This is a genomic window from Klebsiella sp. K-Nf6, assembly GCF_002806655.1.
Classification (GTDB): domain Bacteria; phylum Pseudomonadota; class Gammaproteobacteria; order Enterobacterales; family Enterobacteriaceae; genus Klebsiella; species Klebsiella variicola.
This window is the reverse complement of the sequence record NZ_PIBN01000007.1, coordinates 145,839-159,158: the sequence shown is the minus strand read 5'-3', so window position 1 is coordinate 159,158 and position 13,320 is coordinate 145,839. Positions and strand designations below refer to the sequence as shown.

Below are 13,320 nucleotides of genomic sequence, written 5' to 3'. Positions count from 1 at the left end.
TGTGACAAACCAAGCAGAAGCCGCTAACACAGAACTGACAGAGATCCAATCATGTTTACAGTAATGCAACCTTACCGTAAAATGCCCGTACACTTTAAACGCCACCAGATCCCGTGGAATTGAGGTCGTTCAATGAGACTCAGGAAATACAATAAAAGTTTGGGATGGATGTCATTAATCGCAAGTACTGTATTACTCAGTGGTTGTGATTCTGCACTCCTTGACCCAAAAGGACAGATTGGACTGGAGCAACGCTCTTTGATTCTGACGGCTTTCGGCCTGATGATGATTGTCGTTATTCCCGCCGTCTTGATGGCAGTAGGATTTGCCTGGAAGTATCGCGAGAGCAATAAAGATGCGAAGTATAGCCCGAACTGGTCACACTCCAACAAAGTGGAAGCTGTGGTCTGGACGGTACCTATTCTGATCATCCTGTTCCTGGCCGTTCTGACCTGGAAAACCACTCACGCACTGGAGCCAAGCAAACCGCTTGCCCATGACGAGAAACCAATCACCATCGAAGTCGTTTCGATGGACTGGAAATGGTTCTTTATCTATCCGGAACAGGGTATTGCTACCGTTAACGAAATCGCCTTCCCGGCGAACGTACCGGTACACTTCAAAGTGACCTCTAATTCGGTGATGAACTCGTTCTTTATTCCGCGCTTAGGCAGCCAGATTTACGCAATGGCCGGGATGCAGACTCAGCTGCACCTCATTGCTGACGAAGCTGGTACTTATGACGGTATCTCCGCTAGCTACAGTGGCCCGGGCTTCTCAGGTATGAAGTTCAAAGCGATTGCTACCCCGGATCGTGCAACCTTCGATCAGTGGGTTGAAAAAGCCAAACAGTCGCCGAACTCCATGGACTCCATGGCCGCGTTCGATAAAGTGGCTGTGCCTAGCGAATACAACAAAGTGGAATACTTCTCTAACGTGAAGCCGGATCTGTTCAAAGATGTTGTGAACAAATTCATGTCTCACGAGAGCATGAACATGTCCAAACCTGAAGGCGAGCACGCTGCTCACGACGGGATGGAAGGCATGGACATGAGCCACGCGGAAACCGCTCACTAAGGGGCCGAGGAAGAAAACGATGTTCGGAAAACTTACACTGGATGCAGTGCCCTACCACGAACCCATTATCGTGGTTACGGTGGCTGCGATTATCATTGGGGGACTGGCGCTTCTGGCTGCCATCACTTACTTCGGTAAGTGGTCCTACCTGTGGAACGAGTGGCTGACTTCTGTCGACCACAAACGTCTCGGTATCATGTACGTTATCGTGGCAATCGTCATGCTACTGCGTGGCTTTGCTGATGCCGTGATGATGCGTAGCCAGCAAGTGCTGGCCTCGGCCGGGGAAGCTGGCTTCCTGCCACCTCATCACTACGATCAGATCTTTACCGCCCACGGCGTTATCATGATCTTCTTCGTGGCGATGCCGTTCGTTATCGGTCTGATGAACCTGGTGGTTCCGCTTCAGCTCGGCGCGCGCGACGTGGCCTTCCCGTTCCTCAACAACCTGAGCTTCTGGTTCACCGTTGTTGGCGTGATTCTGGTTAACCTGTCTCTGGGCGTCGGTGAGTTCGCGCAGACTGGTTGGCTGGCCTATCCGCCGCTGTCGGGAATTGAATACAGTCCTGGCGTAGGGGTCGATTACTGGATTTGGGCGCTGCAGCTCTCCGGTATCGGTACTACCCTGACCGGTATTAACTTCTTTGTGACCATTATCAAGATGCGTGCCCCGGGCATGACCATGTTCAAGATGCCGGTATTCTCCTGGGCATCTCTGTGCGCCAACATCCTGATTATCGCCTCCTTCCCCATTCTGACCGTCACCATCGCGCTGCTGACCCTGGATCGTTACCTGGGCACCCATTTCTTTACCAACGATATGGGTGGCAACATGATGATGTACATCAACCTGATTTGGGCCTGGGGTCACCCGGAAGTGTACATCCTGGTTCTGCCAGTGTTCGGGGTCTTCTCTGAAATCGCGGCGACCTTCTCGCGTAAGCGTCTGTTTGGTTACACCTCTCTGGTGTGGGCAACCGTGTGTATTACCGTTCTGTCGTTCATCGTTTGGCTGCACCACTTCTTCACCATGGGTGCGGGTGCGAACGTTAACGCCTTCTTCGGTATTACCACCATGATTATCGCGATCCCGACCGGGGTTAAGATCTTCAACTGGCTGTTCACCATGTATCAGGGTCGCATCGTCTTCAACTCGGCGATGATGTGGACTATCGGCTTTATCGTGACCTTCTCCGTAGGTGGGATGACCGGCGTGCTGCTGGCGGTACCGGGCGCGGACTTCGTTCTGCACAACAGCCTGTTCCTGATCGCGCACTTCCATAACGTTATCATCGGCGGTGTGGTATTCGGTTGCTTCGCAGGTCTGACCTACTGGTGGCCGAAAGCCTTTGGCTTTACCCTGAACGAAACCTGGGGCAAACGCGCTTTCTGGTTCTGGATCATCGGCTTCTTCGTCGCATTTATGCCGCTGTACGTGCTGGGCTTCATGGGTATGACCCGTCGTCTGAGCCAGCAGATCGATCCGCAGTTCCACCCGATGCTGGTTGTTGCAGCCTGCGGTGCGGCGCTGATCGCTTGCGGTATCCTGTGCCAGCTGATTCAGTTCTACGTGTCTATTCGCGACCGCGAACAGAACCGTGACCTGACCGGTGACCCATGGGGTGGTCGTACGCTGGAGTGGGCAACCTCTTCTCCGCCGCCGTTCTACAACTTCGCTATCGTTCCTCAGGTTCACGAGCGTGACGCCTTCTGGGAAATGAAAGAGAAAGGTGAAGCGTACAAACAGCCTGCCCATTATGAAGAAATTCATATGCCGAAAAACAGCGGCGCCGGTATCGTCATTGCCGCCTTCGCCACGGTATTTGGTTTCGCCATGATCTGGCATATCTGGTGGCTGGCGATCGCAAGCTTCATCGGCATCGTAGCGACCTGGATTATTAAGAGCTTTGACGAGGACGTGGATTACTACGTACCGGTTGCAGAAGTCGAAAAACTGGAAAAACAGCATTTCGATGAGATTAACAAAGCAGGGCTGAAAAATGGCAACTGATACTCTTGCGCATACTGCCCACGCGCATGAACACGGGCACCATGATACAGGACCGATGAAGGTATTCGGTTTCTGGATCTACCTGATGAGCGACTGCATTATCTTCGCTACGCTGTTTGCTACCTATGCCGTTCTGGTGAACGGCACGGCCGGCGGACCGACGGGCAAAGATATTTTCGAACTGCCGTTCGTTCTGGTTGAAACCGCACTGCTGCTGTTCAGCTCCATCACCTACGGCATGGCGGCTATCGCCATGTACAAAAACAACAAGAGCCAGGTGGTTTCCTGGCTGGCGCTGACCTTCCTCTTCGGGGCAGGGTTCATCGCGATGGAACTCTATGAGTTCCATCACCTGATTGTTGAAGGTATGGGTCCGGATCGTAGCGGCTTCCTGTCAGCGTTCTTCGCGCTGGTCGGCACCCATGGTCTGCACGTGACCTCGGGTCTGATCTGGATGGCTGTGCTGATGTTCCAGGTTTCACGTCGTGGCCTGACCAGCACTAACCGCACGCGTATCCTGTGCCTGAGCCTGTTCTGGCACTTCCTGGACGTTGTGTGGATCTGCGTGTTCTCGGTTGTCTATCTGATGGGGGCGATGTAATGAGTCATTCTACCGATCATAGCGGCGCTTCTCACGGCAGCGTGAAGAGCTACATGACAGGATTTATCCTGTCCATCATCCTGACGGCCATTCCGTTCGCCATGGTGATGAGTGGCTCCGCCTCGCATGCGGTTATTCTTGGCACCATTCTGGTGACTGCTGTGGTGCAGATCGTGGTACACCTCGTGTACTTCCTGCATATGAACAGCAAGTCCGATGAAGGCTGGAACCTGACCGCATTTATCTTCACCGTAATCATCATTGCGATCGTGGTTGTTGGCTCCATCTGGATTATGTGGAACCTGAACTACAACATGATGATGCACTAAGAGCGGCGAGTATGTTTAAGCAATACCTGCAAGTAACGAAACCAGGCATTATTTTTGGCAACCTGATCTCCGTGATCGGCGGTTTCCTGTTGGCCTCCAAAGGCCACATCGACTATCCGCTGTTCGTCTGGACGCTCCTTGGAGTATCCCTGGTGGTCGCCTCGGGTTGTGTATTCAACAACTACATCGACCGGGACATCGATCGTAAGATGGAACGGACGAAAAACCGGGTGCTGGTCAAAGGGCTGATCTCGCCAGAAGCTTCGCTGGTGTACGCCACCTTGCTGGGTATTGCTGGCTTCATGCTGCTGTGGTTCGGCGCAAATCCGCTGGCCTGCTGGCTGGGGGTGATGGGGTTCGTGGTTTATGTCGGCGTCTACAGCCTGTACATGAAGCGCCACTCCGTCTACGGCACGCTGATTGGCTCGCTCTCCGGCGCCGCGCCGCCGGTGATTGGCTACTGCGCGGTCACCGGTGATTTCGACAGCGGTGCGGCGATCCTGCTGGCTATCTTTAGCCTGTGGCAGATGCCTCACTCCTATGCCATCGCGATTTTCCGCTTTAAGGATTATCAGGCGGCAAACATTCCGGTACTGCCGGTAGTGAAAGGCATTTCGGTCGCCAAAAACCATATTACGCTGTACATCGTCGCCTTTGCCGTGGCGACCCTGATGCTCTCGCTGGGCGGCTACGCCGGGTATAAATACCTGGTCGTGGCGGCAGCGGTCAGCGTCTGGTGGCTGGGCATGGCGCTGCGTGGCTATAAAGTGGCCGATGATAAAGTCTGGGCGCGTAAGCTGTTCGTCTTTTCCATCGTTGCCATCACCGCGCTGTCCGTGATGATGTCCGTTGACTTTATGGTGCCGGATTCACATAGTCTGCTGGCTTACGTGAGATAATCACCCACTCCAGTGCGATATAAAGCCCCGTTTTTACGGGGCTTTTTCTTTTCTGCTTCCTCACCGCTTTCTTTCTCAATTCATACTTCCCTCCCCTCCCCCAGGCCCTTCTCACTCCCTTTTCGGCCAAAAAATGAGAAAAAAATGAGCCAGTACACACCGGGCATCACTCGCGCCGCACGGTCCTACAATGCTACCTTTCGCCCCGGGCTTATGCCCACCTGGAAAATAACCACTACAAGGAATTGCAATGAAAGAGTTAACATTGAATCAAATGGAGTACATCTCCGGTGGCTTTAGCCTGACCGGCTCTATCAGTGGCTTTAGCCTGACCGGCTCAGTCAGTAGCTATAGCCTGACCGGCTCGGCCAGCAGCTTTGCCAGTTTTGTCGCCAACTCGGCCGTCGGCTTCACCTCTTTTGTTCTCACCTCCGGCAGCGCGTTTGCCTCCTTCGTCGTCGACAGCGCGATGGCGTTTGGCTCCTTCCTGACAGGGCAGTCAAACTGGGAAACTTTTGTGACCGCCGGTAAGGAAAACTGGGGAAGTTTTGTTAACACCGCAGGCAACAGCTGGAACACCTTTGTCGATAACGCCGCCAGCGACTGGAGCAGCTTCCTGAGCTAAGCGCCAGCCTAAGCGACGTCTCTCTGAGGGCAGCACGATTCGCTGCCCTGTTTAGCTCACCAGCATCGCCTGCGCACTGTAGAGCAGATCGAGGTGGTCGCGGCATAAAGCCTCAAGTGAAGTACGCGATTGATGGCTAGTCAGACTCAGCGCTCCCCACCAGGTCCCTTCCCTGTCGGTTAACGGCACCGCCAGCACCAGCATGCCAATCTCAAACTCCTGTTCGATGGTGGCATATCCCTGGCACCGCACCTGCGCGATTTTCTCCATCAGCGACGCGACGTCGGTCACCGTATAGGGCGTGCGTTGTTCCCGGGTAATGCGCTGCAAGACCGCCTCGCACTCGGCTTCCGGCAGCGAAGCCAGCCACAGTCGCCCCCCGGCGGTACAGAAAATGGGTACCCGCTCCCCGAGCCTCACCGACGTGGAGTTAAACGGCGTATGGCGGCTGCGGGCGATATAGACCAGTTCATCTTCATCCACCACGCCCACCGAGGCATGCTCCTCCGTCCGGCTGGCGATGTATTCGACAATCGGCCGCACCATGCGGGGAAACTGCGCCGAATCAACGTAAGCCTGACCAAGCCGCAGCGTTTTCGGAGTAAGCCAGTAATAGCGTCCGTCGGTTTGCAGATAGCGCTCATGCAGCAGCGTCAACAGAAAACGCCGTGCGGCGCTTTGCGTCAGGCCGCTCATTTTCGCTGCCTGGGCGACGGTGAGCTTTGGGCAAGTTTTGGAAAAAAGCTGGATAAGCGCCAGCCCTTTTTGTAAACCGACGATCAGATCGCGTGGATGAATGGTGTTTTGCATATTCGCTCACATTTTTGCAACATCATTATCGATTTCCTGCGATTATCGCAGCGATCGTGCGATTAACAACCGACATGTCCGAATTCTGCGTTGTCGCTCTCAGCTTCCACTGAAATACTTTCACAACATTCATTTAACAAATGAGGTTTGAAATGGTCAGTGGAACTACCCAGGTTGTCGCCGTGATTGGTCATCCGATCGCCCAGGTGAAATCACCGGATAACTTCAACCGCTACTTTGCTGAACAGCACATGGACAGTGTCATGATCCCGGTGGATATCGCCCCGGAAGCGGTGGTCGCCTACCTCAACGCCCTGCGCGGCTGGCAGAACATGACCGGCGTGCTGGTGACAGTACCGCATAAGCAGCGCGCCGCCGCGCTGGTCGACGACCTCACCCCCCGCGCGCGTCGTCTCAACGCCGTCAATGTGATCCGTAAGCTGGCGGATGGCCGGTTACAGGGCGATATGCTGGACGGCGTCGGCTTTCAGCTCGCCGCCGAGGCGCAGGGTTTTCAGCCAGCAGGAAAGCAGGCGCTACTCTCCGGGTGCGGCGGCGTCGGCAGCGCCATCGCCTGGGGACTGTGCGAGGCGGGGATCCGTCAGTTGGCCCTGCACGATCAAAACCCGGCCACCCGGCAACGCCTGCACGATCTCCTTGCCGAGGCCTTTCCGGCGGTGCAACTGAGCGCGCTGCCGGACACCCTTCATGGCGTCGATCTGCTGGTTAATGGCTCGCCGGCGGGCATGGCCGGATTTGATGAGCTGCCCCTGCCGCAGGCGCTGCTGGATACGCTCGACAGCGCAACCCACGTGGCTGACGTTGTCACCGCCCCGGTGATGACGCCGTTGCTCACTTTCGCCGCCGCTCGCGGCTGCCGGGTGCAGACCGGGCCGGAAATGGCGCTGGCGCAGATGACGCTGATGGGCCAGTTTATCGGCGCCATCCCGCAGGCGCAGGGAGCGGCAGCATGAAGAGCTGGGATGTGATCGTCATCGGCAGCGGCGCCGCTGGCTTTGCCGCCGCGGTCACCGCCAGCTGCAAAGGGCTGTCGGTGCTGATGCTGGAGAAAGCTGGCCAGTTCGGCGGCACCTCGGCCATCTCCGGCGGTGCCGTGTGGCTGCACGATACCGATCAGGCTCGCGCCCTGGGCAAAAGCGGCAGCACCGAGGCGATCAAAACCTATCTGCGGACCATCATCGGCGAGGCCCACTATCGGGACGATATCGCCGAGGCGTTTGTCAGCGCCGGGCGGGAGGCGCTCTCCTTTCTGGAGCGCGAGGGGGCGGTGAAATACAGCCTGCGCCCGCTCTCACCTGATTACTATCCGGATGAACCCGGCGCGGTCGACGTCGGTCGGGCGCTGGAGGTGGTGGAGTATGACGGCCGTGAACTGGGTGACGCGTTTCGCGACCTGCGTTCGCCGCCGCCGGGGATGCTGCTGTTTGGCGGGATGATGGTCAACCGCGTCGATATTCAACATTTTCTCGACATGCGTCGCTCGCTGCGCTCCCTGGCCCATTGCACCCGGCTGCTGCTGCGCTATGCCCGCGACCGGGTGAAGTACCCTCGCGGCACCCGCCTGGCGATGGGCAATGCGCTGATAGCTCGCATGGCGACAACGGCGCTGCGAAAAGGCATGAACCTGCGGCTGAATGTCAATGTTCTGGCGCTGTGCGAAGCGCAAGGCGCGGTCACCGGGGTGGAGATTGAGTATCAGGGGCAAAAAGAGACGCTGCACGCCCGCCGCGGGGTGGTGCTGGCCGCTGGCGGCTTTGCCGCGGGCGCGCTGGCGGCGCGCTATCGGCCGCACACCCGCGAGCACTTCACCATGTCACCGCCGGCCAACGATGGCGCCGCGCTACGTCTCGCGGCGGCGCTTAACGCTCGCGAGGGAGCCGATCGGCAATCCAATTTTTTCTGGGCGCCTGTATCCGTGCTGACCCGTGCCGATGGCAGCGAGGAGCGCTTTCCCCATCTGGTGACCGACCGGGCCAAACCGGGCGTGATTGCCGTCAATCAGCGGGCGGTACGCTTCGTCAACGAGTCTAACTCCTATCACCATTTCGCCAGCGCGATGCAACGCGCTGCGGAAAATGCCCCCTGCTTTTTACTCTGCGACGCCCAGGCGATGAAGCGTTATGGCCTCGGGCTGGCACGCCCGGCGCCGGTCAACAATGACGCCCTGATCGCCGCCGGCTATCTGTACAAAGCCGACACCCTGGAGACGCTGGCGCAACAGCTTGGTCTGGATGCCCAAACGCTGAGCGAGACGGTTGCCCGCTACAACCGCGACGCCGCGCAGGGCGTGGATCGGGAATTTGCTAAAGGCGGCAACAGCTATAACCGGGCGATGGGCGATCCAGGTCATCAGCCTGACGCCTGTAACGCCCCCCTGCTCAGCGCGCCGTTCTATGCCATCAAACTCTATACCGGCGATCTGGGGACGTCGCGGGGCCTGGTCACCACCGCCGATGCACAGGTCGTCAACGCGGAAGGAAAACCCATCGCGGGGCTGTACGCGGTGGGAAATGACATGGATTCGCTGATGGCCGGCACCTACCCGGGTCCCGGCATCACCCTCGGCCCGGGGCTGACGTTTGGCTACCTCGCCGCCTGCCATCTGGCACAACACTCCCCCCACTAATCAGGAAAACATCATGATCTACGAAAAACGCACGTACACCATCAATCCGCTGAAAATGGCCGACTGGCTGGCGCTGTACCAAAGCGATGCCCTGGCTGTGCAGACCGACCATCTCGGCAAGCTGATCGGCTTCTTTTTTACCGAGATCGGCGTGGTCAATCAGGTGGTGCACATCTGGGCTTACGAAAGCCTGGACGATCGCCTGGTGCGCCGCGCGCGAATGGCGCAGGACGAACGCTGGCAGACCTTTTCGCGGAAAAATCGCGAACTGGCCGCCGTTGAACGCCTGCAGTCGGTGCTGATGCGCCCCACCGCTTTTTCACCATTGCAGTAAGGAGCCCATCATGAGCGGGCCTGTGAAGGTGGATGTGCTGGTGGTCGGCTCCGGCGCGGCGGGACTCTCTGCCGCGGTCACCGCGGCCATGCACGGCGCCAGCGTCATGGTGGCGGAGAAAGCGTCAGTGCTCGGCGGGACCAGCGCCTGGTCCGGCGGCTGGCTGTGGATCCCCCGCAACCCGCTGGCGCGGGCGGAGGGCATCGACGAAGCGGCTGACGCCCCGCTGACCTATCTGCAGCATGAGATGGGGGGCGAAGCCGCCGACCTTCGCCTGCAGACCTTCCTGCGCCACGGGCCGGAGATGGTGGATTTTTTCCATCACAGGACGGCGGTGCAGTTTCTCTCGGGCAGCGCCATGCCGGACTTTCACGCGTCGCCGGGTGCGGCGAGTGGTGGGCGGTCGGTCACCGCTCAGCCCTACGATGGCCGTCAGCTCGGCGACTGGCTCCACCGACTGCGTCCGCCGCTGGAGACCATCAGCCTTGCCGGGATGGGCATCGCCGGCGGCGCGGATATGGCACATTTTTTCAATGCCACCCGCTCGCCGCGCTCCGCGCTGTATGCCGTCCGCCGCTTGCTGCGCCACGGCTGGCAGCGGCTGCGCGCCGGACGAGGGCAGCATCTGGTCAATGGCAATGCGCTGGTCGCCCGTCTGCTGCGTTCCGCCCTCGACGCCGGAGTGCGTTTTCAGCTTAATACCCCGGTGGTCCGGCTACTGCAGGGTCCGCAGGGCGTGTCCGGCGCGGTGCTGCGCAGCGACGGTGGGGAGATTCACGTCGAAGCAGGTGCCCTGGTGCTGGCCTGCGGCGGTTTTCCCCACGATCGGCAGCGGCTGGCGCAGGTGGTGCCCCACGCGGCGGAGGGTTACGGCCATTTTTCCGCCGCACCGCCGGACAATCAGGGCGAGGGGATCAGGCTTGGCGAATCCGTCGGCGGCCAGTTCGACACCCGCCTGCGCCACCCGCTGGCCTGGGCGCCGGTGTCCCGCGTCACCCTGGCCAGCGGTCAGCAGCTGATGTTTCCCCACCTGGTGGAACGCGCCAAGCCCGGGGTGATCGCCGTCCTGCCCAACGGCAAACGCTTTGTTAACGAGGCCGACTCTTATCATGACTTTATCGCCGCCCTGCTGGCGGCCACACCCGCGGGCGACACGCCGCAGGCCTGGCTGCTGGCCGATCGTCGCGCGCTGCGTCGCTACGGCCTGGGCCATGCCAGACCGTTCCCCTTCACCCCCACCGCCTGGCTGCGTACCGGTTATCTGCAGCGGGGAAACACACTGGGGGAGCTGGCGAAGCAGTGCGCCATCGACGCCAATGCGCTGGCGGAAACCGTTGAACGCTTTAACCACTTCGCCAGCACTGGCGAAGATGTCGATTTTCACCGCGGGGCATCAGCCTATAACCGCGCTCAGGGTGACCATCAGGTGACGCTCGGACCGCTGCGCGAAGGGCCGTTCTACGCGGTGCGCATTCTGCCCGGCTCGCTGGGCACCTTCAGCGGATTGCAAACCGACGAACGCGCCCGGGTGCTGGATGAACAGCAGCAGCCGATACCGGGCCTGTTCGCCATCGGCAACGACATGTCGAGCGTGATGCGCGGCTATTACCCCAGCGGAGGGATCACCCTCGGGCCGGCCATGACCTTCGGCTATCTGGTGGGCAAAAATCTGGCGGCAAACGTAGTAAAAACAAAACAATAAAAAACAACCAGGGACGGCAATACCCATAACTATCCTCACCTGCAACTGTACCGGAGCCCTTTATGAACATGCGTACCCTATCGCTCGCCGCGCTGACCCTGCTCGATGTCCCTCCCCCCGAACAGGTGCGGATAGCGGCCAGAACCGGTTTTACCCACGTTGGTCTGCGGTTGCTTCCCGCCACACCGGCCGATCCGGACTACGACATGCTGGGCGATACCCCGGCCGTGCGCGCGACGCTGGCCGCGCTGATGGAAACCGGCATCCGCGTGTCGGACGTAGAGATCGTCCGCCTGACCCCCGGATTTACGCTCGACGATCGGCTGCAGCGGTTTATGGAGACTGCGGCGCGTCTTGGCGCCGGACAGGTGCTGGTCGCCGGCAATGACGACAACCTTCAGCGTAGCGCCGACAACCTGGCCATCCTCGCCGCGGCCAGTCGCCCTTATGGGCTGACCATGAACCTTGAGCCGATGCCCTGGACCCAGTTGCGCACTATCGCCGATGCGCAGGCGTTGATCGCCGCCAGCGGGCGGGAAGATATCGGTATCCTGGTGGACGCCCTTCATTTCTGGCGCGCAGGAGAATCGCTCGCCGCCCTCTCCAGCCTGCCCGCGCATCATCTCAACTATATGCAACTCTGCGATGGCGCGGCGCAGAGGCCGGAAAGTGAGCAGGAACTTATCCGCCAGGCCCGCTCGGCGCGCAACGTGCCGGGGGAAGGCGGTCTGGATCTGCACGGTCTGATGTCAGCCCTGCCGGCGACGCTGCCGGTCTCCCTCGAAGTGCCGCTCGACGGTGAGCAGGGCGCCCTGCCGCCCCTCCAGCGGGCGCAATTACTGTTCAATGCCGCGCAGCCCTACCTGCGCTCCTGCGCATAAGGAATACGCTATGACACAGACTCAACGCCTGGATGTCAGAGAGTTAATTAACCGTAACCCGCTGAGCCGCTTTCAAAAGCAGATCATTTTTCTCGGTTTTTGCGTTATCGCTCTTGATGGTTTTGATATCGCGATCATGGGGTTTATCGCCCCGACGCTAAAACTGGAATGGGGAGTCAGCAACCACCAGTTGGGCCTGGTGATCAGCGCCGCGCTGATCGGCCTCGCACTGGGGGCGATTTTCTCTGGCCCGCTCGCCGACTGGCTGGGGCGCAAGAAAATCATTATCAATAGCGTCTTTTTCTTCGGCTTCTGGACCATCGCCACCGCCTTCTCGCACAACATTGAGCAGATGATGTTCTTCCGCTTTATGACCGGACTCGGGCTGGGCGCCGCGATGCCGAACATCGGGACGCTGGTGTCGGAGTACGCCCCGGAACGCCAGCGTTCATTTATTATTACCGTCATCTTTTGCGGCTTCACCTTCGGTGCGGCGGCAGGAGGATTCTCGGCATCGTGGCTGATCCCGCAGTTTGGCTGGCACTCGCTGATGGCGCTCGGCGGCATTCTGCCGCTGCTGTTTACCCCCCTGCTTATCTGGCGGTTGCCGGAGTCAGTTCGTTTTCTGGTGATCAAACAAGCGCCAGCGGCGCGCATCCGCGCCATTCTTAACCGTCTCTATCCTGGACAAGTCAGCGACAACGTGACGTTTATCCTGCCGGCGCAGCCGGCGGCCGGCAACGCGATGCGCATTGTGCTCTCCCGCCAGTACGGCTTCGGCTCGCTGATGCTATGGCTGGTCTACTTTATGGGGCTGTTCCTGGTCTATATCCTCGGTAGCTGGCTGCCAACGCTGGTTAAAGAGGTGGGAATGACCGTTAGCCAGGCGGCCATCATGACAGCGATCTACCAGGCGGGCGGCACCCTCGGCTCGCTGTTTGCCGGCTGGCTGATGGACAGGATCAACCCCCATCGCGCGCTGGGGATGATCTACGCTGTTGGCGGCCTGTTCACCATGGCGATGGGCTACGCCGCGGGCAGCTTTGCCCTGCTCTGTATGTTGGCGTTTATCAGCGGCGCCTGCCTGAACGGCGCCAATACCGGTATGAACGCCCTCTCCGCCCGCTACTATCCTACGCAGGCGCGGGCGACAGGATCCAGCTGGATGCATGGCGTCGGGCGCATCGGCGCCATTCTCAGCGCCTTTGCCGGTGCCGAGATGATGGCGCTCAACCTGCCCTTTGAAAGCGTCTTTTTGATCCTCGGTATCCCGGCAGCCCTCACCGTCGCAGGCCTGGCGGCGAAAGGCATCTTTGCGGCCGGTAGCCCCGCCGCCGCTTCACCTGCCCCTGCGTCTGCGCGCGGAGCGTAATGCTGTATTCTCCCTCCGGTGCAATCTGCGGA

At 59.3% G+C, this 13,320-nt stretch carries 13 protein-coding genes; 12 read left to right on the top strand and 1 reads right to left on the bottom strand.

From position 1 onward, the window contains the following. The first annotated feature begins 132 nt into the window (after positions 1 to 132). The 6 genes from cyoA to CWM61_RS14140 all read left to right on the top strand — a co-directional run bounded on the left by cyoA (position 133) and on the right by CWM61_RS14140 (position 5,542). Positions 133 to 1,077 carry a cytochrome o ubiquinol oxidase subunit II gene (gene cyoA / locus CWM61_RS14165; RefSeq protein WP_074386735.1) on the top strand — a complete coding sequence of 315 codons (945 nt, stop codon included), beginning with the start codon at positions 133 to 135 and terminating at the stop codon, positions 1,075 to 1,077. 19 nt (positions 1,078 to 1,096) lie between these two features. Continuing rightward, complete coding sequence (cyoB, locus tag CWM61_RS14160; RefSeq protein WP_061155557.1) at positions 1,097 to 3,088, top strand: cytochrome o ubiquinol oxidase subunit I; 1,992 nt, start codon at positions 1,097 to 1,099, stop codon at positions 3,086 to 3,088. Beyond that, positions 3,078 to 3,689 (top strand): cytochrome o ubiquinol oxidase subunit III, encoded by a 612-nt coding sequence (locus CWM61_RS14155; protein WP_074386736.1) that lies wholly within the window; start codon positions 3,078 to 3,080, stop codon positions 3,687 to 3,689. The genes cyoB and CWM61_RS14155 overlap by 11 nt, the downstream gene beginning before the upstream one ends. Then, complete coding sequence (locus CWM61_RS14150) at positions 3,689 to 4,018, top strand: cytochrome o ubiquinol oxidase subunit IV (protein WP_032732610.1); 330 nt, start codon at positions 3,689 to 3,691, stop codon at positions 4,016 to 4,018. Before CWM61_RS14155 ends, CWM61_RS14150 begins: the two co-directional genes overlap by 1 nt. Positions 4,019 to 4,029: 11 nt before the next feature. Then, positions 4,030 to 4,917, top strand: coding sequence for a heme o synthase (gene cyoE / locus CWM61_RS14145; RefSeq protein WP_002891629.1), 888 nt, complete (start codon positions 4,030 to 4,032; stop codon positions 4,915 to 4,917). A gap of 250 nt (positions 4,918 to 5,167) precedes the next feature. Beyond that, a complete protein-coding gene (locus tag CWM61_RS14140) occupies positions 5,168 to 5,542 on the top strand; it encodes a hypothetical protein (protein WP_100631434.1) in 375 nt (124 codons plus the stop codon). Positions 5,543 to 5,593: 51 nt separating this feature from the next. Here the strand turns inward: CWM61_RS14140 and CWM61_RS14135 are convergent, their stop codons facing one another. Then, entirely contained in the window at positions 5,594 to 6,352 is a 759-nt protein-coding gene (locus CWM61_RS14135) for an IclR family transcriptional regulator C-terminal domain-containing protein (protein WP_074386738.1), read from the bottom strand. A 152-nt stretch (positions 6,353 to 6,504) separates the two neighbouring features. Between CWM61_RS14135 and CWM61_RS14130 the strand changes: the two genes are divergently transcribed. From CWM61_RS14130 to CWM61_RS14105, 6 genes are all read left to right on the top strand, one after another. Beyond that, a complete protein-coding gene (locus tag CWM61_RS14130; RefSeq protein ID WP_100631433.1) occupies positions 6,505 to 7,326 on the top strand; it encodes a shikimate dehydrogenase family protein in 822 nt (273 codons plus the stop codon). After that, positions 7,323 to 8,999: an FAD-dependent oxidoreductase gene (locus tag CWM61_RS14125; RefSeq protein ID WP_074386740.1), complete on the top strand. Its 1,677-nt coding sequence runs from the start codon at positions 7,323 to 7,325 to the stop codon at positions 8,997 to 8,999. The genes CWM61_RS14130 and CWM61_RS14125 overlap by 4 nt, the downstream gene beginning before the upstream one ends. A gap of 13 nt (positions 9,000 to 9,012) precedes the next feature. After that, positions 9,013 to 9,333, top strand: coding sequence for an NIPSNAP family protein (locus CWM61_RS14120; RefSeq protein ID WP_100631432.1), 321 nt, complete (start codon positions 9,013 to 9,015; stop codon positions 9,331 to 9,333). A 10-nt stretch (positions 9,334 to 9,343) separates the two neighbouring features. Next, positions 9,344 to 11,035, top strand: coding sequence for an FAD-dependent oxidoreductase (locus CWM61_RS14115; protein ID WP_100631431.1), 1,692 nt, complete (start codon positions 9,344 to 9,346; stop codon positions 11,033 to 11,035). A 62-nt stretch (positions 11,036 to 11,097) separates the two neighbouring features. Then, on the top strand, positions 11,098 to 11,916 hold the full coding sequence (locus tag CWM61_RS14110; protein ID WP_061155564.1) for a sugar phosphate isomerase/epimerase family protein: 819 nt from the start codon (positions 11,098 to 11,100) through the stop codon (positions 11,914 to 11,916). 10 nt (positions 11,917 to 11,926) lie between these two features. Continuing rightward, the gene (locus tag CWM61_RS14105) at positions 11,927 to 13,288 is read left to right on the top strand and encodes an MFS transporter (protein WP_100631430.1); all 1,362 of its coding nucleotides are present in this window, start codon (positions 11,927 to 11,929) and stop codon (positions 13,286 to 13,288) included. The last annotated feature ends 32 nt before the right edge of the window (positions 13,289 to 13,320 follow it).

Excerpts from the sequence above, each read along its gene's own strand:
- cyoA (WP_074386735.1), top strand. The coding sequence starts at position 133 with ATGAGACTCAGGAAATACAATAAAAGTTTGGGATGGATGTCATTAATC.
- cyoB (WP_061155557.1), top strand. The coding sequence starts at position 1,097 with ATGTTCGGAAAACTTACACTGGATGCAGTGCCCTACCACGAACCCATT.
- CWM61_RS14155 (WP_074386736.1), top strand. The coding sequence starts at position 3,078 with ATGGCAACTGATACTCTTGCGCATACTGCCCACGCGCATGAACACGGG.
- CWM61_RS14150 (WP_032732610.1), top strand. The coding sequence starts at position 3,689 with ATGAGTCATTCTACCGATCATAGCGGCGCTTCTCACGGCAGCGTGAAG.
- cyoE (WP_002891629.1), top strand. The coding sequence starts at position 4,030 with ATGTTTAAGCAATACCTGCAAGTAACGAAACCAGGCATTATTTTTGGC.
- CWM61_RS14140 (WP_100631434.1), top strand. The coding sequence starts at position 5,168 with ATGAAAGAGTTAACATTGAATCAAATGGAGTACATCTCCGGTGGCTTT.
- CWM61_RS14135 (WP_074386738.1), bottom strand. The coding sequence starts at position 6,352 with ATGCAAAACACCATTCATCCACGCGATCTGATCGTCGGTTTACAAAAA.
- CWM61_RS14130 (WP_100631433.1), top strand. The coding sequence starts at position 6,505 with ATGGTCAGTGGAACTACCCAGGTTGTCGCCGTGATTGGTCATCCGATC.
- CWM61_RS14125 (WP_074386740.1), top strand. The coding sequence starts at position 7,323 with ATGAAGAGCTGGGATGTGATCGTCATCGGCAGCGGCGCCGCTGGCTTT.
- CWM61_RS14120 (WP_100631432.1), top strand. The coding sequence starts at position 9,013 with ATGATCTACGAAAAACGCACGTACACCATCAATCCGCTGAAAATGGCC.
- CWM61_RS14115 (WP_100631431.1), top strand. The coding sequence starts at position 9,344 with ATGAGCGGGCCTGTGAAGGTGGATGTGCTGGTGGTCGGCTCCGGCGCG.
- CWM61_RS14110 (WP_061155564.1), top strand. The coding sequence starts at position 11,098 with ATGAACATGCGTACCCTATCGCTCGCCGCGCTGACCCTGCTCGATGTC.
- CWM61_RS14105 (WP_100631430.1), top strand. The coding sequence starts at position 11,927 with ATGACACAGACTCAACGCCTGGATGTCAGAGAGTTAATTAACCGTAAC.